The following is a 24,070-nucleotide window of genomic DNA, read 5'->3' on the forward strand; positions in this document are numbered from 1 at the left end:
GTCGAGACCTGGTGAGCCACTCACGGGGTCTCGACAGGCTCGACCAGCGGTGGGGGGCTCGACCAATCGGTGGGCGGCGCGCGGTCAGCGCAGCTGGGCCTCGATCAGCGCGTCTTCCTCGTCCTCCGCCGTCCGACGGCGCTCGCGGGCCGGCCTGCGCGCCCGCACCCCGTCGGCGTCGGCGTGGTCGGCCGAGGCGAGGAGCAGGTCGCCCGCAGAGACCGACTCGCCCCGCAGCGCCCCGCGCTCCCTGCGCCACAGCAGGACGTACCCGCCGATCGCGCCGATCGCGAAGATGCACCACTGGAACGCGTACGACAGGTGCGACCCCGGGTCGGTGTCCGGCTTCGGGAGGGTGGTGAGCGAGGCCTCGGGCGCCGGGTCCTCGGCCCGCAGCGCGCCGTACGCGCCGACGGTGCGCCCCTCGGCCCATCCGGCACCGTCCGGTCCCGCCGCGAGCACCTGCTCGGTCGAGATCGCCTGCACCTGCCCGGGCACGCTGCCGCGGGCCGACGGCGGCTCGTCCGCCCGCAGCGACACGACGACGCGCACCGGGCCCGACGGCGGCGGCGGGAACTCCCCGGGCCCCGACGCGTCCCGCCCGAGCGGCACGGTGCCACGGTTGACGACGATCACGATGTCCTCTCCCGGGAGCCGGGCCTCGAACGGGACCAGCACGTGGTAGCCGTTGCGCCCGGCGACGGGCCGGTTGCGCAGCACCACCGTCGCGTCGGTGACGTACTCTCCCTCGAGCTCCACGCGCTGCCAGACCTCCGAGTCCGGCACGACGGCGCCCGGCCCGTCCAGGATCTCCTGCACGGGCACCACCGGCGCCGACCAGTTGGCCTTGACGAGGTCGATCTCGGCGTTGCGCGACTCGGACCGCTCCCACTGCCAGCGCCCGGCCACGAGGCAGAGAGCGGCGAGGACCACAGCGGCCACCGCGAGGATCACCCACTGCCGTGTCGTCCGGGGGCCGCGGGACTCGTCGCCCGGGCCACCTGCGCTCATGACGCCCGCGCCGTCGGCGCCCGTGGTGCCGTCGCTCACGACACCCGGTCCAGCTCCGCCACCGCCACCGTCTGCTTCCAGAACGACCGTGACGCCAGGAAGTGCTCGAGGTGCTCGCGGTGTTCGTCGCACGCGAGCCACACCTTGCGGCGCTCGGGCGTGTGCAGCTTCGGGTTGTTCCACAGCAGACCCCACGACGCCTGGGCGCGGCAGCCCTTGGCTGAGCAGATGAGCTCGCCGTCGGGCACAGGGTCAGGTGCGGGGCCGGAGAGGCCGAGGAGGTCCATCGGGAGTTCTCTCAGTCGTCCACGTGGTCGATGACACGGCCGGCACCCGGCGCGCCCGTGGCGCTGGGGTCGCTCGGTGCGTTCGGCACGTCGGGGGAGGTGTCGGGCAGCTCGGTGAGCGCGGGGGCGGCGGGCGGCGTCACGGGCGACGTGTCGTGCGTGACCTGGTCGCGGCCCGAGTTGGCGATCAGCACCGCCGAGTACGGCAGCACCACGGCGGCTGCGACGAGCGCCCACCGGACCCAGCCGTCCACCAGCACGGCGCCGATGATGCACACGACGCGGATGGACATCTGGATGAGATAGCTGCGCGTTCGGCGCGCCTGGTCCACAGCCAGCGGCTCAGGGGCCGAGGTGATGGACGGGACCGGCTCGCTCATCCTGTCAGTCTACGTCCGCGGCGAACCGGGCGGGTACTCCCTGCGGCGTCGGCCGAAGCACGTGCGCCACGGGGAGTTGTTGTAGGAAACCGACAAGGACCGGTGAATCCCTGTGGCCCGGCGCGCGCGGCGCGCGGCCGACGCGCGGGGTAGCGTCGCAGCGGACCCGGATCGACCCAGGTACCGGCCGCGGCCCCCAGCCTCGCGCGGCCTCCATGCGAACTTGCGCCAATCCAGCATCGAGGAGTTCAGGTGACCACCATGCCCGCCACTCAGAGCATTTCCGCAGGTCCGACCGGCCGAGTAGTCGTCGTGACGGGTGCCGCCCGCGGCATCGGCCGCGCTATCGCGGAGCGCTTCGTGGCGGACGGCGACCGCGTCGCCACGATCTACCGCGGCGGCGACCTGCCCAAGGGCGTCGAGGCCTATGTGGCGGACGTCACCGACTCGGCGGCCGTCGACGCGGCGTTCACTGCCATCGAGAAGGACATGGGCGGCCCCGTCGAGGTGCTCGTGGCCAACGCCGGCGTGACGAAGGACCAGCTCCTCATGCGCATGAGCGACGAGGAGTTCGAGTCGGTCGTGGACGTGAACCTCACCGGCACGTTCCGCTGCGTCCGCCGCGCGTCCAAGGGCATGATCCGGGCGCGGAAGGGCCGCATCGTGCTGCTCGGCTCGATCGTCGGCCTGTCCGGCGGCGCCGGCCAGGTGAACTACTCCTCCTCGAAGGCCGCCCTGGTCGGCATGGCGCGTTCGATCACCCGTGAGCTCGGTACGCGCGGCATCACGGCGAACGTCGTCGCGCCCGGATACGTCGAGACGGACATGACCGCCGCGCTGTCCGACGACGTGCGCAGCCACTACCTCAAGACGATCCCGGCGGGCCGCTTCGCCACGCCCGACGAGATCGCGGCCGTCGTGTCGTTCGTCGCATCCGACGCGGCGGGCTACGTCACCGGCGCGGTCATCCCGGTCGACGGTGGCCTCGGAATGGGGCACTGAGCCGTACTCTGGCGCCGCTACCAGCGGTTTTGCCCGAATAAATCCAACATTCGGGACATCAAGCACGGCGCGGAGTTTCGTTCCACGCCGCAATCCGCATTACGCTCACACCCAGCGCAGGGGTCGCCTCGGCACGCCCTGCGCCCGATCGGAAGGACAACATGGGTCTCCTCGAAGGTAAGAAGCTGCTCGTCACGGGCGTGCTGACGGACTCGTCGATCGCATTCCACGCCGCCCGGCTCGCTCAGGAGGAGGGCGCTGAGATCGTTCTCTCGTCCTTCGGGCGGCAGATGAAGCTCACGCAGGCCTTCGCGAAGCGGCTGCCGGTCGAGGCCCCGGTGGTCGAGCTGGACGCGACCAGCCAGGAGAACCTCGACGGTCTGGCCGACGCGGTGCGCGCGGAGGGCTTCGAGCGGCTCGACGGCGTCGTGCACTCGATCGGGTTCGCGCCGCAGTCCGTCATGGGCGGCAACTTCCTCACGGGTACCTGGGAGGACGTGGCCACCGCGCTGCACGTCTCCACGTTCTCGTACAAGTCGATCGCCGTGGCGGCGAGGGAGCTGATGACGGACGGCGGCGCCGTCGTCGGCCTGACGTTCGACGCGCAGTTCGCCTGGCCCGTGTACGACTGGATGGGCGTGGCCAAGGCCGGCCTGGAGTCCGCGAACCGCTACCTGGCGCGCGACCTCGGGCCCGAAGGAATCCGCTGCAACCTCGTCTCGGCAGGGCCGATCCGGACCACCGCCGCCAAGTCCATCCCGGGCTTCGCGACGATGGAGGACGCCTGGCCGACCCGAGCCCCGCTCGGCTGGGACCAGACGACCGCGGAGCCGGCGGCGCGTGCCGTGTGCGCGCTCCTGTCGGACTGGTTCCCGGCGACCACCGGTGAGATCGTGCACGTCGACGGCGGCGTGCACGCCATGGGTCAATAGACCCGGCTCAATAGATGGGCAGGAGGCTTTGATGGGCAGAGCGTCGGGCACGGAGCCCACTACTTCGCCGGGACGGCGTCTGGTGTTGCTCCGGCACGCGAAGGCGGAGCCGCCGTCGGGACTTCCCGACGAGCAGCGTCCGCTGGCACTGCGTGGCCGGGACCAGGCGGTGAAGGTCGGTGCGGCGTTGGTCGCGTCCGGCCTCCTGCCCGACGCCGTCCTCGTCTCCGGGGCGGTGCGTTCCCGCCAGACGTGGGACCTCGCGCGCAAGCACCTGGGGGAGCCGCCGGTGGCGTTCACCGACGACCTCCTTGGCGCGATGCCGCGCGGCGTCCTCGCGCTGGTGCGCGAGCTCGACCCTGCCGCGCGGACCGTGCTGGTGATCGGTCACGAGCCCGCCATGGCGGGCACGGCCGAGCTGCTGGCCGGTCCCGGGTCGGAGGACGGCGCCCTCGCGCAGGTGCGCGTAGGCGTCCCGACGGGCACCTATTCGGTGCTGCACGCGGACCTCGACTGGCCGGAGTGGGACCGCAAGCTGGCCCGCCTGACGGAGGTAACCCGCCCCGCCTGACCCCTCCTCCGTTGAGTGCGGGCTATTTGTTGCCGGAGACGTCTCTGGCCCACAAATCGCCCGCACTCAACGTGCTAGAGGAGGGTGAGGATTCCGTCCAGACGACCCTCTACCGAGTGGGGGGCCTGTTGCCGGACCAGCGGCTTGGCGTTGAAGGCCACGCCGACGCCGGCGATCTCGATCATGCCGAGGTCGTTCGCACCGTCGCCGACGGCGACCGTGTGCTCCAGCGGGATGTCCAGGGCCGCGGCCCACTCGCGCAGCGTCGCGGCCTTGGCCGCCCGGTCGATGACGGGGCCGACGGTGCGGCCGGTCAGCACGCCGTCCGCGACCTCCAGCCGGTTCGCCCGCAGGAGCTCGATCCCGAGCTCCTGGGCGACCGGCTCCACGATCTCCGCGAACCCGCCGGACACCAGCCCGAACGCCCAGCCGCGCGCCTGGCACTCGGCCACCAGCTCGCGGGCGCCCGGCGTCAGCTCCACGGCGGCGCGCACCTTGTCGAGGGCTGCGACGGGGACGCCGGCCAGGGTCGCCACCCGCTCCCGGAGCGACGCCGCGAAGTCGAGCTCGCCGCGCATCGCCCGCTCGGTGACGGCCGCGACCTCGTCCCGGGTGCCGGCATGCTCGGCGATGAGCTCGATGACCTCCTGCTGGAAGAAGGTGGAGTCCACGTCGGTCACGATGAGTCGCTTCACGGGACCAGTGTGCCGGACTCCTGGCCCTAGCGTTTTCGAGGCCTAAGCCACTTCGCTTTGGACGGCTCCAAAGCGAAGTAGCTTAGGCCTCGAAGGAGATGGCGGCCCGGCGCCCACGGCAGCACGAGCGTCAGTCGACGATCGTGCCCTTCGGGACCACCACCAGGCCGCTCTCCGTCACCGTGAAGCCCCGGGCCCGGTCCTCGTCGTGGTCGACGCCGATGCGGGCCCGCTCGTTGATCACCACGTTCTTGTCGACGATCGCCCGGTGCACGTGCGCGTACCGGTGCACCTGGACGTCGTCCATCAGCACGGAGTTCGAGACGTTCGACCAGGAGTGCAGGTGCACGCCGGGGGAGAGCACCGATCCTCCGGCCTGCGCGCCCGAGATGAGCACCCCCGGCGAGACGATCGACTCGACCGCGTGCCCCATGCGCCCGGGACCGGCGTGCACGAACTTCGCCGGCGGCAGCCCCGTGTAGCCCGTGTACAGGGGCCACTCGTAGTTGTAGAGGTTGAAGATCGGGTGCACCGCGATGAGATCGGTGTGCGCGTCGTAGTACGAGTCGATGGTCCCGACGTCGCGCCAGTAACCGCGGTCGCGGTCGGTGGAGCCGGGCACGTCGTTGCGGATGAAGTCGTACACGCCGGCCTCGCCCTGCGCGACGAACGCGGGGATGATGTCGCCGCCCATGTCATGCCGCGAGTCGGGGTTCGCCGCGTCCTTGGTGACGGCCTCGACCAGCGCGTCGGCGTCGAACACGTAGTTGCCCATGGAGGCGAGGATCTCGCCGGGGGAGTCGGGCAGGCCCGTGGGGTCGGTCGGCTTCTCCAGGAACTCGCGGATCTTCGTGGGGTCGTCCGGGTCGACGTCGATGACGCCGAACTGGTCGGCCATCCCGATCGGCTGCCGGATCGCGGCGACCGACGCCCGCGCCCCCGACTCGATGTGCGCGTCCACCATCTGGGAGAAGTCCATGCGGTAGACGTGGTCGGCGCCGACCACGACGACGATGTCGGGCCGCTCGTCGTCGATGATGTTGAGGCACTGGTAGATCGCGTCGGCGCTGCCGAGATACCAGTGCTTGCCCACGCGCTGCTGTGCCGGGACCGGCGCCACGAAGTTCCCGAGCAGCGGCGACATGCGCCACGTCTTCGAGATGTGCCGGTCCAGGGAGTGGGACTTGTACTGCGTCAGCACGACGACGTGCAGGTACCGCGAGTTGACGATGTTGGAGAGGGCGAAGTCCACCAGACGGTAGATGCCGCCGAAGGGCACTGCGGGCTTGGCGCGGGCGGCGGTGAGCGGCATCAGCCGCTTTCCCTCGCCGCCGGCGAGGACGATCGCAAGGACGCGGGGGGCGGAAGCCATACGGGTGACATTAAGCCCTTTTGGGCTGGTCCGTCAGGTGGCGCGCGGAGACTTCGCGCACGCTAGGTTTGGCCACGTGCCCGACGTCGCTGCCGCCCCCGGCTTTGCCCCCCGTTCCGTTCCCGCGCCGGAGCCCGCTCGCGGCCCCGCCCACCAGCGCGCGAGCAGCCTCCGCGTCGACCTCCTGACGCGCGAGTTCCCGCCCCATGTCTACGGCGGCGCGGGCGTCCACGTGGCCGAGCTGGCCGGGGTGCTGGCCCAGCACGCCGACGTGCGGGTGCGCTGCTTCGACGGCCCGCGCGACGCCGCGACGGAGTCGTCGGGTGTCACGGGCTACCGGACGCCGGCCGCCCTGTCCGGCGCGAACGCGGCGCTGGCCACCCTGGGCACCGACCTCGTCATGGCCGACGACGTGGCGGGCGCCGACCTGCTCCACTCGCACACCTGGTACGCCAACATGGCGGGCCACCTGGGCGGCCTGCTGCACGGGGTGCCGCACGTCGTCACCGCGCACTCCCTCGAACCGCTGCGCCCCTGGAAGGCCGAGCAGCTCGGGGGCGGGTACGCGCTCTCGTCGTGGGCCGAGCGCACCGCCTACCTGGGCGCGGCCGGGGTCATCGCGGTCTCCGCGGGCATGCGGGCCGACATCCTGCGGGTCTACCCGGAGCTCGACCCGGAGCGGGTGCACGTGGTGCACAACGGCATCGACCTGGCGGGCTGGCGGCGCCCCGCCGCGGACGACGTCGCGGCGCAGGGCGCCGCAGCGGCGACCGTGCGCAGGTACGGGATCGACCCGGACCGCCCGGCGGTCGTGTTCGTCGGTCGGATCACCCGGCAGAAGGGCCTGCCGTACCTGCTGCGGGCCGCCGCCGAGCTGCCGCCCGAGGTGCAGCTCGTGCTGTGTGCGGGCGCGCCGGACACACCGAGGATCATGGCCGAGGTGGTGGGCCTGGTCGAACGACTGCGCGAGTCCCGCACCGGTGTCGTCTGGATCGAGGAGATGCTCCCGCGGCCCGACCTCGTGGCGGTCCTGTCGGCCTGCACCGTCTTCGTCTGCCCGAGCGTCTACGAGCCGCTCGGCATCGTGAACCTCGAGGCCATGGCGGTGGGCCTGCCCGTGGTCGGCACGGCCACCGGCGGCATCCCCGAGGTGGTCGACGACGGCGTCACCGGCGTGCTGGTCCCCATCGAGCAGGCCGACGACGGGACGGGCACGCCGCTGGACCCCGACCGGTTCGTCGCCGACCTGGCGGGCGCGCTGACCCGGGTCGCGACCGACCCGGAGGGCGCCGCGGCGATGGGGGCGGCGGGCCGCCGTCGGGCCGAGGAGCACTTCACCTGGTCGGCGATCGGCGACCGCACGATGGAGGTCTACGAGCAGGTGCTCGCGCAGGGCTGAGACGTCGGTACTTTCGTCGGTACCGGCCTGCCCCGCCCGCGGGCGAGGCTTCCCCCATGATCCAGATCGAGCACCTGACCAAGAGATACGGCACGACCACGGCGCTGCGCGACGTGACCTGCGAGGTGGCGACCGGCAGCGTGACGGGCCTGCTGGGGCCGAACGGCGCGGGCAAGTCGACGCTGATGCGCGTGGTCCTGGGCCTGGACCATGCGACGTCGGGCACCGCGCTGGTGGCAGGCCGCAGGTACGCGACGCTGCGCCGGCCGCTCCACGTCGCGGGTGCCCACCTGGGCGGGCTCGCGGTGCACCCGCAGCGTTCCGCCCGGCAGCACCTGCTCGCGCTCGCGCGGAGCAACCGCATCCCCGCCACCCGCGTGGACGAGGTGCTCGACCTCACCGGGCTGCGCGGCGTGGCCCGACGGCGGGCGGGCGGCTTCTCGCTCGGCATGGGCCAGCGGCTCGGGCTGGCCGCCGCGCTGCTCGGCGACCCGGGCACGGTCCTCCTCGACGAGCCGGTGAACGGCCTGGACACCGACGGCGTGCGGTGGATCCGTCGCCTGCTGCGCCGCCTGGCCGACGACGGGCGCACCGTCCTGATCTCCAGCCACCTCATGTCCGAGGTGCAGCTCGTGGCCGACCGCGTGCTGGTGCTCGGCAAGGGCCGCCTGCTGGCGGACCTGCCCACGGCGGACCTCGCCGCGCGGGCCACGCCGGAGCACCTGGCGGAGGGGATGTCGGCGCTCGAGTCCGGGTACCTCAACCTCGTCGAGGACTCCGCGGAGTACGTGGCCGGCGCTGAGTACGTGGCCGGCGCCGATGACGCGACCGGCGCCGGGCGCCCGGCGTCCGGTGCCACCGTGCAGTCCGGTGCCACCGTGCAGTCCGGCGTCACCACGCAGGAGGTGCGGCATGGCCGCTGAGCCGCTCCGCGAGCTGTCCGCCGTCGTCCGCTCCGAGTGGGGCAAGGCGTGGTCGGTCCCTGCCGCCGTGCTCTGGCTGGGGATCGCTGTCGTGATCGCCCTCGTCACGGCCATGACGCTCGCCAACGACGTGGTCCACGCCGTCTCGACGGGTGAGCTCCCGCCGGGCACCCGGACGCCGGTGTCGGAGGTCCTCGGTCCCGTGGTGAGCTTCGCCCAGATCGCGGTCGCCGGGTTCGCGCTGCACCTGGTGACGCCCGAGTACGCGGCCGGATCCATCGGGCCGGTGTTCCTGGCCACGCCGCGCCGGTGGATGGTCGTCGCGGCCAAGACGGCAGTGGCGGGCGCCGTCGCGGCGACGCTCGGTGCGGTCCTTGGCCCCGTGTCGGCCCTGTTGGCCGACGTGGTGCTGGGCAGCCACGCCGGCGCCCCCGTCCCGGTGGCCGAGGCCTCGGCCGGAGCAGCCGGGGTGTTCGCCGCCGCCGCGCTGGTCGCCGTGGGGCTGGGCTTCCTGTGCCGTAGCGCGGTGGGCGCCCTGTCGGCCGCGTTCGTCCTGCTCGTCGTCACGCTCGCGGCACCGGACACCGCCGGCCGGTGGTTGCCCGGCCCGGCCGGGGCGGCGTTCGTCTCCGGCACCGCGGACCTCTCCCGGCCGTTCGCGCTCGCGGTGCTGGCCACCTGGTCCGCGGCGACCCTCGGCCTGGCCGTGTGGACGGTGACCCGCCGGGATGCCTAGCCTCGGGCCGATGAGAACGCACCCGGTGCTGCGCTGGGCCGTCCCGGCATTCCTGGTGGTCCAGGCCGGGGTGCTGGGGCTCGCCTGGTGGGCGGGCTCCGGGCTGCTGCTCGCCCTGGCGGAGCTGGCGGCGCTCACCGGGTTCGCCTGCCTGCTGCTCCTCGGCCAGTACCTGCTGCTGCGCGGCAGGTACACCCGGGAGCGGGAGGCCGCTCGGCGGGCGGCCGAGCGGCGCCGGGTCGCCGACGAGGTGCACGACCTCGTGGGCCACGAGCTCAGCCTCATCGCCATGCAGGCGGGCCTGCTCGAGCTGCGGGCGGACGCCGCGGACGCGAAGCTCGCCGGGCAGCTGCGGGCGCAGGCCGAGCGCGCCGTGGCGAGCCTGCACGACACCGTCGCCCTGCTGCACGGGACGGCACCCGACGAGCCGGTGACCGACGACATCGAAGACCTCGTGGCCCGGGCCCGGCAGGCCGGCGCGCGGGTCACGCTGCACGGGGAGGTCGACCGGGTGGCGGTCCCCGCCCGCCTCGCCGTGCACGCGGTGGTCCGTGAAGGGCTCACCAACGCCGCGCGGCACGCGCCGGGCAGCCCGGTCGCCGTCGTGCTGTCGACGTCGACGGGCACGGGCGGCGACGTCGTCGAGGCCCGCGTGGCGACCTCCGACCCGCCGGCGCCGACGGCGGGCGCGGGCCGTGCCGGCCACGGGCTCGACGCGCTGCGCCGCCGCGTGACGGCGCTCGGCGGACACCTGGACGTTCAGCACCACGACGGCACGCACGTCCTCACCGCCCGCATCCCCGCCCAGCCCGTCGGCGACCCGCTCGGCAGCGCCGAACCCGTCGAGGTGGCCGGCGCACGACCCCTGCGCGCCCTGGTCCGCCAGACGGCGGTGCCCGTCGTGGTGGCGTGCGCCGTCGTCCTCGGGTTCTGGACCTGGGCGTCGCACGACACGACGGCGGAACCCGAGGTCCTCGCGCGGCTCGCCGTCGGTCTGCCCACCGCCGAGCTGGACGCCCTCGTGCCCGAGCGGCAGGCACCCGTCCGCCTCGCGCGGGCGCCCGAGCCGCCCCGCGGCTCGACCTGCCGCGCCTGGACCGACGGGAACTTTCCCATCGCTGCCGCGACCGTCGAGGTCTGCGCCGACGACCGCGCGGTCACCCGCGTCACCGACCTCGCCGGGGAGCCGCTGTGGTGAGGGTCCGCGTCCTCGTCGTCGACGACGACCCCCGCGTGCGTGACGTGCTCACCGGCACCTTCGCCACCGACCCGGACATCGACGTCGTCGCGCGGGCCGCCGACGGGCGGGAGGCGCTCGCGGTGGCCCGGTCCCGGCTGCTCGACGTCGTCGTGCTGGACGTGCGGATGCCCGTGCTCGACGGGCTCGGCACGCTGGAGGTGATCCGCCGGGAGCAGCTCCCGGTGCGCGTCGTCGTGCTGACCAGCTTCGGCGAGAGCGAGTACGTGCGCCGGGCGATCGCGCTCGGCGCGGACGGGTTCCTGCTCAAGTCGGGCGACCCGCACGACCTGCTGCGGGCCGTGCGGGGCACGGCGGAGGGGGAGACGTGGCTGTCGCCCGCCGTCGCCCACCAGGTCGCGCGCGACCTGCGCCGCGGCGACGCCGGGCACGCCGATGCCGAGCTCGCCGCCGGCCGGCTCGCGGCCCTCACCGCCCGGGAGCGCGACGTGGCGGACCTGCTCGCCCAGGGCCGCACGAACGCGGAGATCGCCACGGACCTGCACCTCAGCGAGAGCACCGTGAAGGCGTACGTCAGCTCGGCGATGGACCGACTCGGGGTACGCAACCGCGTGGAGCTCGCCTGGCAGGTCTGGTCGGCGGGTCAGCGGACCTCGCCGTAGGTGGCCGCGCTCATAGCGTGCCGGGCCGTGCGGTCCACCTCGCGCAGCGCCGTGGAGCGCTGGTCCACCTGGAAGACGTTCACGGCGCCGCCGTCGTCCACCGTGCCCAGCGCCACGATCGCCCGCAGGCGGTTGGCGAGGTCCAGCACGCGGGCGCGCCGTCCGTCCAGGTGCGGCACCGGCCACGACGACGTGCTGGCGGACCGGATCCGCTCGATGGCGTCGGCGGCGTCGTCGCGCCAGCGGGCGACGTCGAGCTGGTCCAGGGCGTCCGTCGCGGTCATCAGGCTCGTGCGGAGCTCGCGCTCGGCGTCGGCGACCGAGCCGATCGCGGCGTGCACGAGCGTGGTCCACGCGGGGACCTCCAGCACGTGCCACGTCACCATGTGACCCGGCTCGATGTGGCTGCCGAAGGCCTGGACGCGGGGGACCGCCGCCCAGCTCCCCGCGGGCGTCGTGACCACCACGCACTCCCCGGCGTCGGTGGCCTCGAGGTTGGCCGCTGCGGGCACGCCCGCGGCGTCGCCGGGCGCGGGCAGCAGCGCGCACACCTCCCGCGGCCCGGTGGTCCAGGCGGTGAAGAGCGTGTCGAGATCGGTGCCGTCGGCGAAGCCGGGCAGCCCCTCGACGGTGTGCGGCTCGTCGTCGCCCACCACGGACTTCACGGCGTCCGAGGTGTCGCCGACCCCCTGCAGCCAGAGGGCGAGCAGCACGCTCCGGGGGAGCTCCTGATCGGTGTCCACCGCAGAACTGTAAATGACTCCTCCTCGGGTATCGTCGGTGCCCATGAGCTCGGTTCTCCAACTCGCGGGCGTCACCGTCCGTCGCGGCACCTCGACCATCCTCGATTCCGTGGACTGGCAGGTGAACGAAGGAGAACGGTGGATCGTGCTCGGACCGAACGGTGCGGGCAAGACAACTCTCCTCCAGATTGTCGCAGCACGCCTCCACCCGACGTCGGGCACGGCCACGATCCTCGACTCGACCCTCGGCACGGTCGACGTGTTCGAGCTGCGCCCGCGGATCGGCATCTCGAGCGCGGCGCTCGCCGAGCGGCTGCCGACGGCGGAGACGGTGCGCGACGTCGTGCTGACCGCCGCCTACGGAGTGACCGGACGCTGGCACGAGACCTACGACGAGCTCGACGAGCAGCGCGCGAAGGACCTGCTGGCGGCGTTCGACGTCGACCACCTCGCCGACCGCACCTACGGCACCCTGTCCGAGGGCGAGCGCAAGCGCGTGCAGATCGCCCGGGCCCTCATGACCGACCCCGAGCTGCTGCTGCTCGACGAGCCCGGTGCCGGCCTCGACCTGGGCGGCCGCGAGGAGCTGGTCGGCGCGCTGTCCGAGCTCGCCGCCGATCCCGCGTCGCCGGTGCTGGTGCACGTGACGCACCACGTCGAGGAGATCCCGCCGGGCTTCACGCACCTGCTGCTCATGAAGAACGCGGGCATCCAGGCCGCCGGACCGATCGAGGAGGTCCTCACCGCGGACAACCTCTCGTCGGCGTTCGGGCTGCCCCTCATCGTGGCGCACGGTGGCGGGCGCTGGCTCGCGCGTGCTGCCCGCTGAGCCCATGTCCTGACGCCTGATCTCGCGGTGTGCTGACACTTCTGCCGTGGAAACGGTCGGCACATTCGAGAAATCACGTTGAAACACCGGTTTTTGCTACCACTGTGTCAGTAGACCTTGGTAAAGTCCGGGCAAAGGTCCGAGGTGGCGGTAGATTCACCGCGAGGACCCGCTGGCGGAGAGGTTCCGCCGGTGACCGGTCACCGGCCGGAGTGGACGCTCGGAGGGAGCACCCATGGACTGGTTGTGGTGGGTAGGAGCCGCGCTGGTATTCGCGTTGATCGAACTCCTGTCGCTGGATTTCGTCTTCATCATGTTCGCGGGCGGCGCGCTGGCCGCAGGTGTGGCGAACGCAGCCGGCACCCCGCTGTGGGTGCAGGCCATCGTGTTCGTGGTGGCATCGGTGGTGCTGCTCGTGACGCTGCGGCCCACGCTGATCCGCCACCTGCGCAACAACACGCCGAAGGCGCCCACCAACGCGGAGGCGAACGTGGGGCGCACGGCGTCGGTGGTCCAGGAGGTCAGCACGGCCTCCGGGCTGATCAAGCTCAGCGGAGAGGTGTGGAGCGCGAGGGCCGTGCCCGGCTCGCCTCTGCTGGCCGCCGGCACTAGCGTTCGTGTGGTCCAGATCGACGGCGCCACCGCCGTCGTCGAGCCGGCGTAGCCGCCTGGTTCCTGGGCGCCCCAGCAGCAGTACCAGCGTGAAGCAGTACCCAGAAGTCCAGTCGGAAGCTCGCTGTTCAAGTCAGAAGCGTGAAAACCGTCCGTGCGGGCCAAGGCGCCCGCGTAAGGAGACGTCGTGGAGTCATTCGGGCAAGTCCTGCTCTATCTGATCATTGCCCTGGTCGTGATCGTCGGTGTCGTCGCGGTGATCCGTGCCGTGCGGATCGTTCCGCAGTCGGTGGCGCTCGTGGTCGAGCGCCTGGGTCGGTACTCGAAGACGCTCGACCCCGGTCTGCACGTGCTGGTGCCGTTCGTCGACCGCGTCCGCGCCGGCGTGGACCTGCGCGAGCAGGTCGTGTCGTTCCCGCCCCAGCCCGTGATCACCAGCGACAACCTGGTGGTCGAGATCGACACGGTCATCTACTTCCAGGTGACGGACGCCAAGTCCGCGGTCTACGAGATCGCGAACTACATCACGGCGATCGAGCAGCTCACGGTCACCACGCTGCGTAACGTCATCGGTTCGATGGACCTGGAGCAGACGCTCACCAGCCGTGACCAGATCAACGGCCAGCTCCGTGGCGTCCTCGACGAGGCGACCGGCCGCTGGGGTATCCGTGTCAACCGTGTCGAGCTCAAGTCGATCGAGCCGCCGCCCTCCATCCAGGGTGCGATGGAGCAGCAGATGCGCGCCGAGCGGGACCGCCGTGCGGCGATCCTGACCGCCGAGGGCATCAAGCAGTCGGCGATCCTGACCGCCGAGGGTGAGAAGCAGTCGGCGATCCTCACCGCCGAGGGTGACGCCCAGTCGCAGATCCTGCGGGCCGAGGGTGAGTCCCGCGCGATCATCCAGGTGTTCGAGGCCATCCACCGCGGTGACCCGGACCCGAAGCTGCTCGCGTACCAGTACCTGCAGATGCTCCCGCAGATCGCCAAGGGCGACTCCAACACGACGTGGGTCATCCCCACCGAGTTCACTGCCGCGCTGGGCAGCATCGCCAAGGGCTTCGGCGGGACGCCCGGCACGCCGGGCATCCCGGACCCGTCCGGCGGTGACGACAGCCCGTCGAGCGGTCCCCGGACGTCGGTGCTCGACAAGCCGCTGCTGCAGGACCCGAGCGAGGCCCTGGCCGAGGCACAGCGCCAGGCCGAGGCCGCCGTGGCCGACGCGACGAGCGCCGGCACCCGTTCGGGCGAGCCGTTCGACCCGCGCACCGAGCGCGGGCAGCTGCCCGGTGGCGGCTCGACGCCGCCTCCGCCGGTGCCCCCGGCGCCGCCGGCCGGCTGACCGTAGCGTCAGCAGCTTTCGGAAGCCCCTCGGTGTGCGCACCGGGGGGCTTCCGGCATGTCCGGAGGGACGCACTGGGACCGCTCGCCGGCGGGGCGAGATCCGCTCAGCGAAAAACCGGTTGCGGAGTGAGTGCTCACTCATTTACCGTCTGCGGTATGGACAACGAACGGCGCCGAGCCTCGCCGATGACCCCGGACGAACGGCGGGCTGCCATCGCGGCGGCGGTCATGCCCCTGGTCGCCGAGCGCGGCGTCGACGTCACCAGCCGTGAGCTCGCTGAGGCGGCGGGCGTCGCGGAGGGCACGCTGTTCCGCGCGTTCGGCGACAAGGCGGCGCTCGTGGGTGCGGCGGCCGTGGAGGGCCTCTCCCGCGCGGGGAGGCCCGAGGAGACGCTCGCCGAGCTGACCGGGATCGACCCGACGCTGCCGCTGGAACGGCGGCTGGAGCTCGTGATCGAGATGGGCCGCCAGCGGACGGCCGAGGTGATGCGCTGGATCTCCGTGCTGCGCCGCATGGCGCCGCCCCCGGGCGGCCCGCCGGGCGCTGTGGTCGTCCCCGGACCGCCGCCGGGCCCGTCGGGCCCACCGGTGGTGCCGGGGGCGGCCGCCGACCAGCACGAGCGCCTGCACAGCTATCGCCGGATGTTCATGGACCAGCGCGCCCGCCAGCACGAGGCGACGGTCGAGGGCATCACCGCCGTCCTGACACCTGACCTCCACCGCCTCCGGGTCCCGGTCGAGGTGGCGGTCTCGCTGATCGAGTCGGCGATCGCCGGTGCCCACGCGCGCGTCGACCACCTGCAGCCGGGGGTCCCCGCCGACGTCCTGGCCGACGCCCTCGTGAACGGCCTCGCCGGTCCCGGGAAAATGCCTGGCCCCGCCGGCCCGGACCCTGCAACCTCCGGTAGTGCCGTACCGGGCGCCCCGGCCTTTGGTTCTCCACCCCCCAGCCCCGAAGGGAACTGCTTTTAATGCTTGTCACGCTTGCCCGGAAATATCTGGGTCCCTACCGCTGGGCGGTGGTAGCGGTGCTCGTCCTGCAGCTGGTGCAGACGCTCGGTGCGCTGTATCTGCCCAGCCTGAACGCGGACATCATCGACGACGGCGTGGTGGTCGGCGACATCGGCCGGATCTGGAGCACGGGCGGCTGGATGCTCGTCGTCTCGCTCGGCCAGGTCGTCGCCTCCGTCGTCGCCGTCTACTTCGGTGCCCAGGTCGCCACGGCCTTCGGCCGGGACCTGCGGCGCGACCTGTTCCGGACCGTCCAGACCTACTCGGCGCGGGAGATGGCGCAGTTCGGCGCGCCCACCCTGATCACCCGCGGCACCAACGACGTGCAGCAGGTCCAGATGACCGTGCTCATGACGTTCACGATCATGGTGATGGCGCCGATCATGCTGGTCGGCGGCGTGATCCTGGCGCTGTCGGAGGACGTGACGATGTCCGGCCTCCTGCTGGTCATCGTGCCGGTGCTCGGCGTCACGGCGGGCCTCATCGTGTGGCGGATGGTGCCGCACTTCCGCCGTATGCAGAAGCGCATCGACGCGATCAACGCCGTCCTGCGCGAGCAGATCACCGGCCTGCGCGTCGTCCGCGCGTTCGTCCGCGAGCAGCGGGAGAAGGAGCGGTTCGGCACGGTGAACGAGGAGCTGTTCGACACGTCGCTGCGCGCGGGTCAGCTCATGGCGCTCACGTTCCCCGTCGTCATGCTGATCATGAACATGTCGTCGGTGGCGGTGCTGTGGTTCGGCGCGCGCGAGATCGAGGCGGGCGGCCTGCAGATCGGCTCCCTGACGGCGTTCCTGAGCTACCTCATGTACATCCTCATGGCCGTGATGATGTCGACGATGATCTTCATGATGATCCCGCGCGCCGCGGTCGCGGCGGAGCGCATCGGGGAGGTCCTGGAGACCGAGTCGTCCGTCGTCGACCCGGTGGATCCGGTGGCGCTGGTCCCGGCCGGGGACGACGGCGGGGCGGCCCCCCGCGGGCGCGTCACCTTCGAGGATGTCGAGTTCCGCTACCCGGGAGCCGAGGCGCCGGTGCTGCACGAGCTCACGTTCGCCGCGGAGCCCGGCCAGACCACGGCGATCATCGGCTCGACGGGCTCCGGCAAGTCGACGCTGCTCAACCTGGTGCCGCGGCTGTTCGACGCGACGGGCGGCTCGGTGCGGATCGACGGCATCGACGTGCGGGACGTCCTGCAGCGTGACCTCGGCTCGGTGATGGGGCTGGTACCGCAGAAGGCGTTCCTGTTCAGCGGGACCGTCGCGGACAACCTCCGGTACGGCAAGCCCGACGCCTCCGACGAGGAGATGTGGGCGGCGCTCGAGGTGGCGCAGGCGCGCGACTTCGTCGAGGCGCTGCCGGAAGGCCTGGAGTCGGTCGTCGCCCAGGGCGGTGCCACGTTCTCCGGCGGGCAGCGCCAGCGGCTCGCCATCGCGCGGGCCGTGATCCGCAAGCCGCGGATCTACCTGTTCGACGACAGCTTCTCCGCCCTCGACTACGCCACCGACGCACGGCTCCGGGCGGCTCTGCGGCCGCAGACCCGGGACGCGACGGTGATCGTCGTCGCGCAGCGGGTGGCGACCATCCGCGACGCCGAGCAGATCCTGGTGCTCGACCACGGCCGCATCGTCGGCCGCGGCACGCACACCGAGCTGCTGGCCGAGAACCCGACGTACCAGGAGATCGTGACGTCCCAGATGAGCCTTGAGGAGGCCGCATGATCGACAATGTCGAAGCCGCGATCGTGCGGGCCGACCGGGTGCGGGTGTCCCGCAAGGAACTGGAGGAGGCCGCATGAGCGCGCAGGACAAACCTCAGGGCGCGACATCGGGAGCGACGGGCGGTGCGGCGCCGTCCGGTACGGCGGGTCCGGCCACCGCGCCCGCCGGCCCGCCTCCCGGGCGCGGCCCCGGCGGCGGCGGGCCGATGGGCAGCATGGGCATGCCCGTGCAGAAGCCGATGGACTTCAAGGGCTCGCTGCGCCGGTTCGCCGGCTCGTTGCGCCCCGAACGGCGGAACGTCGTGGTGCTCCTGGTGCTGGGCATCGGCTCGGTGGCGCTCACGGTGCTCGGGCCCAAGCTGCTCGGCAACGCGACGAACGTGATCTTCGCCGGCTTCGTGGGCGCCCAGCTGCCCGCCGGCGTGAGCAAGGAACAGGCGATCGACGGGCTGCGCGCCCAGGGTCAGGACCAGCAGGCGGACCTGATCTCCGGCATGCCGGGGCTGGTGCCCGGCCAGGGCATCGACTTCACGCTGCTGCTGCAGACCCTCGGCTGGGTGGTGGCCGCCTACCTGGGGGCCTTCCTGTTCGGGTGGCTGCAGGCGCGCATCACCACCGGCGTCGTGCAGCGGACCATGCGCAACCTGCGCGACGAGGTCGAGTCGAAGCTGCACCGGATCCCGCTGTCCTACGTGGACGCCAAGCAGCGCGGCGAGATCCTGTCGCGGGTCACCAACGACATCGACAACGTCGCCCAGACGACCACTCAGACCCTCGCGCAGCTCGTGACGGCGGTGCTCACGGTGGTGGGTGTGCTCGGCATGATGTTCTGGATCTCGCCGCTCCTGGCGCTCGTGGCGCTGGTGACCGTGCCGCTGTCCGTGATCGTGACGATGCAGATCGCCAAGCGCAGCCAGCCGCAGTTCGTGGAGCAGTGGGCGGCCACGGGCCGGCTCAACGCGCACATCGAGGAGTCGTTCACCGGCCACGCGCTGGTGAAGGTCTACGGGCACCAGGAGGCCACCGCCGAGGTCTTCGCCAAGGAGAACGGCGCGCTGTACTCGTCGACCTTCAAGGCACAGTTCATCTCGGGCACCATCCAGCCCGCCATGGGGTTCCTCGCGAACCTCAACTACGTGATCGTCGCGGTGATCGGCGGGCTCCGCGTGGCGTCGGGCACACTGTCGCTGGGTGACGTGCAGGCGTTCATCCAGTACTCGCGCCAGTTCACGCAGCCGCTCACGCAGGTCGCCTCGATGATGAACCTGCTGCAGTCCGGCGTTGCGTCCGCCGAGCGGGTGTTCGACCTCCTGGACGCGCCCGAGCAGTCGCCGGACCCGGTCGAGTCGCAGAAGGTCGAGCCGGTGCGCGGGCGGGTCGCGTTCGAGGACGTCAGGTTCTCGTACACGCCCGACCAGCAGCTCATCACCGGGCTGAACCTGGTCGCCGAGCCGGGCCAGACCATCGCTGTCGTCGGCCCCACCGGAGCCGGCAAGACCACCCTGGTCAACCTCCTCATGCGGTTCTACGAGGTCGACGGCGGGCGCATCACGCTCGACGGCGTCGACACGCGCGACATGTCGCGCGACGACCTGCGCTCGTCGGTCGGGATGGTCCTGCAGGACACCTGGCTCTTCAAGGGCACCATCGAGGAGAACCTGCGGTACGGCGTCCCGGACGCCGCTGCGGTCGACGACGAGGAGTTCCTCGCCGCCACCCGGGCCACCCACGTGGACCCGTTCGTGCGGACCCTGCCCGACGGCTACGACACCGTCGTGGACGAGGAGGGCTCCAGCGTCAGCACGGGGGAGAAGCAGCTGCTGACGCTCGCGCGGGCGTTCCTCGCCGACCCGGCGATCCTGGTGCTCGACGAGGCGACCTCGTCCGTGGACACCCGCACCGAGGTGCTCGTGCAGGAGGCGATGAACCGGCTGCGCAAGGACCGGACGTCGTTCGTCATCGCGCACCGCCTGTCCACGATCCGCGACGCCGACGTAATCCTCGTGATGGAGCACGGCGACATCGTGGAGCAGGGCTCGCACGACGACCTGCTCGCGGCCGACGGCGCGTACGCGCGGCTCTATGCGAGCCAGTTCGCGGCCCCGGTCGTGGAGGAGCCTGCGAGCTGACCCGGCCGACATCGTTGAGTGCGGGCTATTTGTTGCCGGAGACCGTTCCAGCCGACAAATAGCCCGCACTCAACTGTCCGCGGTTTCGTTGACCGTCGGCGGCGTATCGTGTTTCGATAGTATCGACAAACGATATGCCGACGACGGGGTGACGACGATGGCCAAGTTGTTCAGCGACCAGGGCAAGAACATCGAGGTGATGGCGCTCGCGGGTGGCCTGGCGGTGCTCGCCGGGCTCGTGCTGATCGTCCGCGACCTGGTGCGGATCCTGCCCAACCGCGACGTCCCGGTCCCGGTCGACCTCGCGAGGATGCCGCAGGACCTGCTGCTGGACGGCACCGCCACGGCGCAGGCGACCGAGGTGGTGATCCGGGTCTCCGACCTCGGCCCGGGGCCGTACGCGGTGGTGCTGGCCGCCGCCCTGCTGCCGACGGTCACGCTGATCCTGGTCGCCGTGTGCTTCACCGTGCTCGGCAGGTCGTTCCGGAGCGGCGACTTCTTCGCCCCGCGGAGCGTGCGGACGATGAACGTCACGGCGCTCACGCTCGTGCTGGGCTCGATAGCGATCCCGACGCTGCAGGGGATCGCGGCCGACGGCGCGCTGGCGAGCGTCGGCGTCGAGTTCGGCCCGACACTGGAGGTCGACTGGGTCCTGTTCATGGCTGGCCTGCTCCTCGGCACCGTCTGGCACGCGTTCCAGCGCGGCGCCCGCCTGCAGCGGGACACCGAGGGCCTCGTCTGATGCCCGTGGACGACGACGAGGCCCGCGTGCACTGCCGCCTCGACGAGCTGCTCGAGGAACGCGGGATGACGCTGGCGCGGCTCGCCGAGCTGGTCGGCGTCACGGTGGTGAACCTCTCGGTGCTCAAGAACGACCGGGCCAAGGCGGTGCGCTTCTCCACGCTCACGGCGGTCTGCGACGCGCTGGAGTGCGAGGTCGGTGACCTTCTGGTCGTGGTCCCGCGCTCGTGAGACGTGCGGCTAAGGTCGGCGCGTGACCTCTCTCTTCAGAGCGCCCACCGAAGGACGCACGCCCGACCCGAGCCTGGCGCACCGGCGCGCCGACGCCACGGTGACCCTGCGCGGACCGGACGGTGCGCCGCTGGCCGACCGCGACGTCGTCGTGCGGCAGTCGCGGCACGCGTTCCTGTTCGGCTGCATCGGGTTCGACCTGATGGACCTCGCGAACGGCACGTCGCAGGACCCGCAGTACGACGAGCGCGTCGCCGACGCGTGGTTCGACGTCTTCAACCAGACCACGCTCCCGTTCTACTGGGGCACGTTCGAGCCCGAGCGCGGGGCGCCGCAGACCGAACGCCTGCTCGGCGCGGCACGCTGGTTCGCCGAGCGCGGCACCGTGGTCAAGGGGCACCCGCTGGTGTGGCACACGGTGCAGCCGGGCTGGCTCCGCGGACTGCCCGACGCCGAGGTCGAGCGCCTGCAGCGGGCGCGCATACGGCGCGACGTCGGCGCGTTCCGCGGCGTGATCGACACGTGGGACGCGATCAACGAGGTCGTGATCATGCCCGTGTTCACGGCGGAGGAGAACGCGATCACGCCCCTGGCGCGCCGCAAGGGCCGGGTCGAGATGATCCGGATGGCGTTCGAGGAGGCCCGCGCGGAGAACCCGGGCGCGACGCTGCTGTTGAACGATTTCGACATGTCCACCGCGTACGAGTGCCTCATCGAGGCCGTGCTGGCGGCCGGGATCCCGATCGACCGGCTCGGCCTGCAGAGCCACATGCACCAGGGCTACTGGGGCGAGGAGAAGACGCTCGCGATCCTGGACCGGTTCTCGCGGTACGGCATCCCGATCCACTTCACGGAGACGACGCTCCTGTCCGGCGACGTGATGCCCGCGTACATCGAGGACCTCAACGACTGGCAGGTCGAGTCGTGGCCGTCCACGCCGGAGGGGGAGGAGCGCCAGGCCGACGAGGTCGAGCTGCACTACCGGACGCTGCTGTCCCACCCGAGCGTGGAGGCGATGACGTACTGGGGACTGTCCGACCGGGGTATGTGGCTGGGCGCCCCGGGCGGCCTGCTGCGGGCGGACGGCTCACCCAAGCCGGCGTTCGACCGCCTGCACGCGCTGGTCAAGGACGAGTGGTGGCTGCCGCCCACGACGCTGCGCACCGACGCGGAGGGCCGGGTCCGGTTCACCGGGTTCCTCGGCGACTACCGGATCGAGGCGGCCGACGGCGCGGGTGGCGCCGACGGTGCGAACGGTGCGGCGTTGACGCTGGCCAGCCCGGGCGCGACCACCCTGACGGCCACCCTCCCGCCGAGGTAGTCGTCTGGCGAGGTAGTCACGTGGCGCGAGCTGGGCGACTACTTCGCCAGAGGACTACTTCGCGGTGGCGGTCGCGTGCGGGTCCGTCCCGTTCAGCGTCGCCACGACCTGGTCGTAGTCGCCCCGGGCCTCGCCGTAGCGCAGGAACTTGACCCGCTCGACCTGGATCTCGTGCGCGTCCGGCCGGGACTCCAGGAGCGACAGCACCTCGTCGGCGAACTCGTCCAGCGGCATCGCGTGCTCGTTCGTGTCCTGGCCGGGCATGAGCTCGGTCTGCACGGACGGCGGCACCAGCTCCGTCACGGCCACGCTCGTGCCGGCGAACTGCAGCCGGAGCGTCTCCGACAGCATGTGGATCGCGGCCTTGGTCGCGTTGTAGGTCGGGGTGACGCGCAGCGGAGCGTGTGCCAGGCCCGAGGAGACGGTGAGAATGGTCGCGTCGGGCCGCGACTGCAGGTGCTCCGTGAACGCGGCGATCAGCCGGATCGGGCCCAGCAGGTTCGTGGTCACGGTCGCCTCGGCGTCCTCCAGGAAGCCCGGGGTGCGCCAGTCCTCCGCTCGCATGATCCCTGCCATCGGGACCAGCACGTTGACCTCGGGGAACCGCTCGATCACTTCGGCGGAGGCCGACCTGACTGAGTCCGGGTCGGTCGTGTCGAGGCGGACGGTGGCGAACCCGTGGTCGACGGCGACGGCGTCGAGCGCCTCCTTGTCCCTGCCGCCGACGATCACTGTGTTGCCCCTGGCCTGGAGGCGGACCGCGAGGGCGAGGCCGATGCCACGGTTGCCGCCGGGGATGAAGATGGTGTTGCCGGTGATGTTCATGTCTCCACCGTGCGGCCCCTGCGCCGACCGCGGGAGAGACCCGGTGAACCAGGGACCGGCGGTCCCTGGTTCCCAGCGGCGGCACGGCGCACCATGGGCGTATGAACCGCGCAGCCCTCGCCGACTTCCTCCGCCGACGCCGCGAAGCCCTGCGTCCCTCCGACGTCGGCCTGGTGCCCGGCCCGCGCCGTCGGGCACCGGGACTGCGCCGCGAGGAGGTCGCGGCCCTGACCGGGATGTCCGTGGACTACTACGCGCGGCTCGAGCAGCAGCGCGGACCACAGCCGTCCGAGCAGATGCTCGCCGCGCTCTCCCGCGCGCTGCGCCTGAGCGTCGAGGAACGCGACTACCTGTTCCGGCTCGCGGGGCACGGCGTGCCGCGGCGCACTCCGCTCGACTCCCACGTGGCCCCCGCGCTGCTGCGTGTGCTGGACCGGCTGGAGGACTCGCCGGCCCTGATCCTGTCGGGCCTGGGGGAGGTGCTGGTGCAGAACCGGCAGGCCGAGGCGATCTTCGGTACGCCGCCCACGACGGGACTGGCCCGCAGCAACGTCTACCGGTGGTTCATGGAGCCGGAGTCCCGCGACGTCTACCCGCCCGAGGACCACGAACGGCAGGGTCGCAGCCAGGTCGCCTCCCTGCGCGCGGCGCACGCGGCTGCGGGTCCTGGCTCGGTCGCCGACGAGATCCTGCGCGTCCTGCTGCGCGAGAGCCCTGAGTTCGTCCGGGTGTGGGAGCTGCACGAGGTGTCCCGCCGGTTCGAGGACCACAAGACGCTGGTCCATCCCGAACTCGGTCGCATCGACGTGGCCTGCCAGGCGCTGTTCACCGAGGACCAGTCGCAGGCGCTCCTGGTGCTGACGCCCGAGCCGGGGAGCGAGGCGGAGGAGAAGATCCGCCTGCTCGCGGTGCTCGGGCACGAGACGTTCGCGTAGGAAGGCTGCCCGCGACGCCCGGCGGGTGCGAGGATCGTCCAGTGCACGACGACGAACGCTGCCCCTGCCTCTCCGGCGACACCTACGGCGCCTGCTGCGGGCGCTACCACTCCGGTGCCGCGACCGCCCCGACCGCCGAGGCGCTGATGCGCTCGCGGTACTCCGCGTTCGCGACCGGGGACACTGCCTACCTGCTCGCGACGTGGGCCCCGCAGACCCGGCCGGACGCCGTCGAGACCGGCGACGAGCAGTGGCGCCGCCTGGACATCCACCGCACGGAGCGCGGCGGGCCGTTCGACACGGTCGGCGTCGTCGAGTTCACCGCCTTCTACCGCTACCCGGCCTCCGGCGTGCGCGGGAGCCTGCACGAGACCAGCCGCTTCGTGCGCGAGGACGGCCGCTGGTACTACGTCGACGGCGACCGTGCGGCACGCGACGGCTAACCGCGGTGTCCGCTCCGGCCGTGG

At 72.1% G+C, this 24,070-nt stretch carries 26 protein-coding genes; 19 read left to right on the plus strand and 7 right to left on the minus strand.

Translation table 11 applies throughout. The features are described 5' to 3' along the window. Window positions 1-84: 84 nt before the first annotated feature. Genes AB0F40_RS15865 through AB0F40_RS15875 form a run of 3 tightly spaced genes read right to left on the minus strand, consistent with a single transcriptional unit; the run spans window position 85 to window position 1,678 of the window. Window positions 85-1,050: an SURF1 family protein gene (locus AB0F40_RS15865; protein ID WP_357469192.1), complete on the minus strand. Its 966-nt coding sequence runs from the start codon at window positions 1,048-1,050 to the stop codon at window positions 85-87. Continuing rightward, a complete protein-coding gene (locus AB0F40_RS15870; RefSeq protein ID WP_357469195.1) occupies window positions 1,047-1,298 on the minus strand; it encodes a hypothetical protein in 252 nt (83 codons plus the stop codon). Before AB0F40_RS15870 ends, AB0F40_RS15865 begins: the two co-directional genes overlap by 4 nt. 11 nt (window positions 1,299-1,309) lie before the next feature. After that, a complete protein-coding gene (locus AB0F40_RS15875; protein WP_357469198.1) occupies window positions 1,310-1,678 on the minus strand; it encodes a DUF3099 domain-containing protein in 369 nt (122 codons plus the stop codon). 261 nt (window positions 1,679-1,939) lie between these two features. Between AB0F40_RS15875 and fabG the strand changes: the two genes are divergently transcribed. The 3 genes from fabG to AB0F40_RS15890 all read left to right on the plus strand — a co-directional run bounded on the left by fabG (window position 1,940) and on the right by AB0F40_RS15890 (window position 4,183). Further along, on the plus strand, window positions 1,940-2,680 hold the full coding sequence (fabG, locus tag AB0F40_RS15880; RefSeq protein WP_357469351.1) for a 3-oxoacyl-ACP reductase FabG: 741 nt from the start codon (window positions 1,940-1,942) through the stop codon (window positions 2,678-2,680). 161 nt (window positions 2,681-2,841) lie between these two features. Next, window positions 2,842-3,612 carry an enoyl-ACP reductase FabI gene (gene fabI, locus AB0F40_RS15885; protein WP_357469201.1) on the plus strand — a complete coding sequence of 257 codons (771 nt, stop codon included), beginning with the start codon at window positions 2,842-2,844 and terminating at the stop codon, window positions 3,610-3,612. Between the two features lie 31 nt (window positions 3,613-3,643). Then, complete coding sequence (locus AB0F40_RS15890) at window positions 3,644-4,183, plus strand: histidine phosphatase family protein (protein ID WP_357469204.1); 540 nt, start codon at window positions 3,644-3,646, stop codon at window positions 4,181-4,183. Window positions 4,184-4,257: 74 nt separating this feature from the next. Here the strand turns inward: AB0F40_RS15890 and serB are convergent, their stop codons facing one another. Both serB and glgC read right to left on the minus strand, forming a co-directional pair. Beyond that, window positions 4,258-4,878 (minus strand): phosphoserine phosphatase SerB, encoded by a 621-nt coding sequence (gene serB, locus AB0F40_RS15895; protein ID WP_357469206.1) that lies wholly within the window; start codon window positions 4,876-4,878, stop codon window positions 4,258-4,260. Between the two features lie 130 nt (window positions 4,879-5,008). Next, on the minus strand, window positions 5,009-6,250 hold the full coding sequence (glgC, locus tag AB0F40_RS15900) for a glucose-1-phosphate adenylyltransferase (protein ID WP_357469209.1): 1,242 nt from the start codon (window positions 6,248-6,250) through the stop codon (window positions 5,009-5,011). Between the two features lie 76 nt (window positions 6,251-6,326). Here glgC and glgA point away from each other — a divergent pair, with 76 nt between their 5' ends. The 5 genes from glgA to AB0F40_RS15925 are packed head-to-tail and all read left to right on the plus strand — an operon-like array spanning window position 6,327 to window position 11,168. Beyond that, complete coding sequence (gene glgA / locus AB0F40_RS15905; protein ID WP_357469212.1) at window positions 6,327-7,649, plus strand: glycogen synthase; 1,323 nt, start codon at window positions 6,327-6,329, stop codon at window positions 7,647-7,649. Window positions 7,650-7,705: 56 nt separating this feature from the next. Then, the gene (locus tag AB0F40_RS15910; RefSeq protein WP_357469215.1) at window positions 7,706-8,572 is read left to right on the plus strand and encodes an ATP-binding cassette domain-containing protein; all 867 of its coding nucleotides are present in this window, start codon (window positions 7,706-7,708) and stop codon (window positions 8,570-8,572) included. Beyond that, the gene (locus AB0F40_RS15915) at window positions 8,562-9,308 is read left to right on the plus strand and encodes a hypothetical protein (protein ID WP_357469218.1); all 747 of its coding nucleotides are present in this window, start codon (window positions 8,562-8,564) and stop codon (window positions 9,306-9,308) included. Before AB0F40_RS15910 ends, AB0F40_RS15915 begins: the two co-directional genes overlap by 11 nt. 10 nt (window positions 9,309-9,318) lie before the next feature. Continuing rightward, on the plus strand, window positions 9,319-10,506 hold the full coding sequence (locus tag AB0F40_RS15920; RefSeq protein WP_357469220.1) for a histidine kinase: 1,188 nt from the start codon (window positions 9,319-9,321) through the stop codon (window positions 10,504-10,506). Next, window positions 10,503-11,168: a response regulator transcription factor gene (locus AB0F40_RS15925; protein ID WP_357469223.1), complete on the plus strand. Its 666-nt coding sequence runs from the start codon at window positions 10,503-10,505 to the stop codon at window positions 11,166-11,168. The genes AB0F40_RS15920 and AB0F40_RS15925 overlap by 4 nt, the downstream gene beginning before the upstream one ends. Here AB0F40_RS15925 and AB0F40_RS15930 read toward each other — a convergent pair. Then, on the minus strand, window positions 11,150-11,911 hold the full coding sequence (locus tag AB0F40_RS15930; protein ID WP_357469226.1) for a hypothetical protein: 762 nt from the start codon (window positions 11,909-11,911) through the stop codon (window positions 11,150-11,152). The genes AB0F40_RS15925 and AB0F40_RS15930 overlap by 19 nt on opposite strands. Window positions 11,912-11,954: 43 nt before the next feature. On the opposite strand from AB0F40_RS15930, the gene AB0F40_RS15935 reads away from it, so the two are divergent. The 9 genes from AB0F40_RS15935 to AB0F40_RS15975 all read left to right on the plus strand — a co-directional run bounded on the left by AB0F40_RS15935 (window position 11,955) and on the right by AB0F40_RS15975 (window position 21,843). Then, complete coding sequence (locus AB0F40_RS15935) at window positions 11,955-12,740, plus strand: ABC transporter ATP-binding protein (RefSeq protein WP_357469229.1); 786 nt, start codon at window positions 11,955-11,957, stop codon at window positions 12,738-12,740. A gap of 235 nt (window positions 12,741-12,975) precedes the next feature. After that, window positions 12,976-13,404 carry an NfeD family protein gene (locus AB0F40_RS15940; protein ID WP_357469232.1) on the plus strand — a complete coding sequence of 143 codons (429 nt, stop codon included), beginning with the start codon at window positions 12,976-12,978 and terminating at the stop codon, window positions 13,402-13,404. Between the two features lie 135 nt (window positions 13,405-13,539). Further along, entirely contained in the window at window positions 13,540-14,691 is a 1,152-nt protein-coding gene (locus AB0F40_RS15945; RefSeq protein ID WP_357469235.1) for an SPFH domain-containing protein, read from the plus strand. Window positions 14,692-14,849: 158 nt separating this feature from the next. Continuing rightward, the gene (locus AB0F40_RS15950) at window positions 14,850-15,665 is read left to right on the plus strand and encodes a helix-turn-helix domain-containing protein (RefSeq protein WP_357469238.1); all 816 of its coding nucleotides are present in this window, start codon (window positions 14,850-14,852) and stop codon (window positions 15,663-15,665) included. After that, window positions 15,665-17,422: an ABC transporter ATP-binding protein gene (locus AB0F40_RS15955; protein ID WP_357469241.1), complete on the plus strand. Its 1,758-nt coding sequence runs from the start codon at window positions 15,665-15,667 to the stop codon at window positions 17,420-17,422. The genes AB0F40_RS15950 and AB0F40_RS15955 overlap by 1 nt, the downstream gene beginning before the upstream one ends. Before the next feature lie 220 nt (window positions 17,423-17,642). Further along, window positions 17,643-19,550, plus strand: a complete 1,908-nt coding sequence (locus tag AB0F40_RS15960; protein WP_357469354.1) for an ABC transporter ATP-binding protein — start codon at window positions 17,643-17,645, stop codon at window positions 19,548-19,550. 157 nt (window positions 19,551-19,707) lie between these two features. Then, window positions 19,708-20,292 carry a hypothetical protein gene (locus AB0F40_RS15965; protein ID WP_357469244.1) on the plus strand — a complete coding sequence of 195 codons (585 nt, stop codon included), beginning with the start codon at window positions 19,708-19,710 and terminating at the stop codon, window positions 20,290-20,292. Next, window positions 20,289-20,522, plus strand: a complete 234-nt coding sequence (locus tag AB0F40_RS15970) for a helix-turn-helix transcriptional regulator (protein WP_357469357.1) — start codon at window positions 20,289-20,291, stop codon at window positions 20,520-20,522. The genes AB0F40_RS15965 and AB0F40_RS15970 overlap by 4 nt, the downstream gene beginning before the upstream one ends. Window positions 20,523-20,544: 22 nt before the next feature. Then, window positions 20,545-21,843, plus strand: coding sequence for an endo-1,4-beta-xylanase (locus AB0F40_RS15975; protein WP_357469247.1), 1,299 nt, complete (start codon window positions 20,545-20,547; stop codon window positions 21,841-21,843). Window positions 21,844-21,897: 54 nt separating this feature from the next. On the opposite strand, the gene AB0F40_RS15980 is transcribed toward AB0F40_RS15975, so the two are convergent. After that, window positions 21,898-22,668: an SDR family NAD(P)-dependent oxidoreductase gene (locus tag AB0F40_RS15980; protein WP_357469250.1), complete on the minus strand. Its 771-nt coding sequence runs from the start codon at window positions 22,666-22,668 to the stop codon at window positions 21,898-21,900. A 101-nt stretch (window positions 22,669-22,769) separates the two neighbouring features. On the opposite strand from AB0F40_RS15980, the gene AB0F40_RS15985 reads away from it, so the two are divergent. Together AB0F40_RS15985 and AB0F40_RS15990 are read left to right on the plus strand one after the other, a co-directional pair. Next, a complete protein-coding gene (locus tag AB0F40_RS15985) occupies window positions 22,770-23,603 on the plus strand; it encodes a helix-turn-helix transcriptional regulator (RefSeq protein WP_357469253.1) in 834 nt (277 codons plus the stop codon). Between the two features lie 41 nt (window positions 23,604-23,644). Then, window positions 23,645-24,046: a YchJ family protein gene (locus AB0F40_RS15990; protein ID WP_357469256.1), complete on the plus strand. Its 402-nt coding sequence runs from the start codon at window positions 23,645-23,647 to the stop codon at window positions 24,044-24,046. Window positions 24,047-24,070: the final 24 nt, after the last annotated feature.

Origin of the sequence: Promicromonospora sp. NPDC023987 (genome assembly GCF_040639055.1) — a bacterium.
Lineage (GTDB): Bacteria > Actinomycetota > Actinomycetes > Actinomycetales > Cellulomonadaceae > Promicromonospora.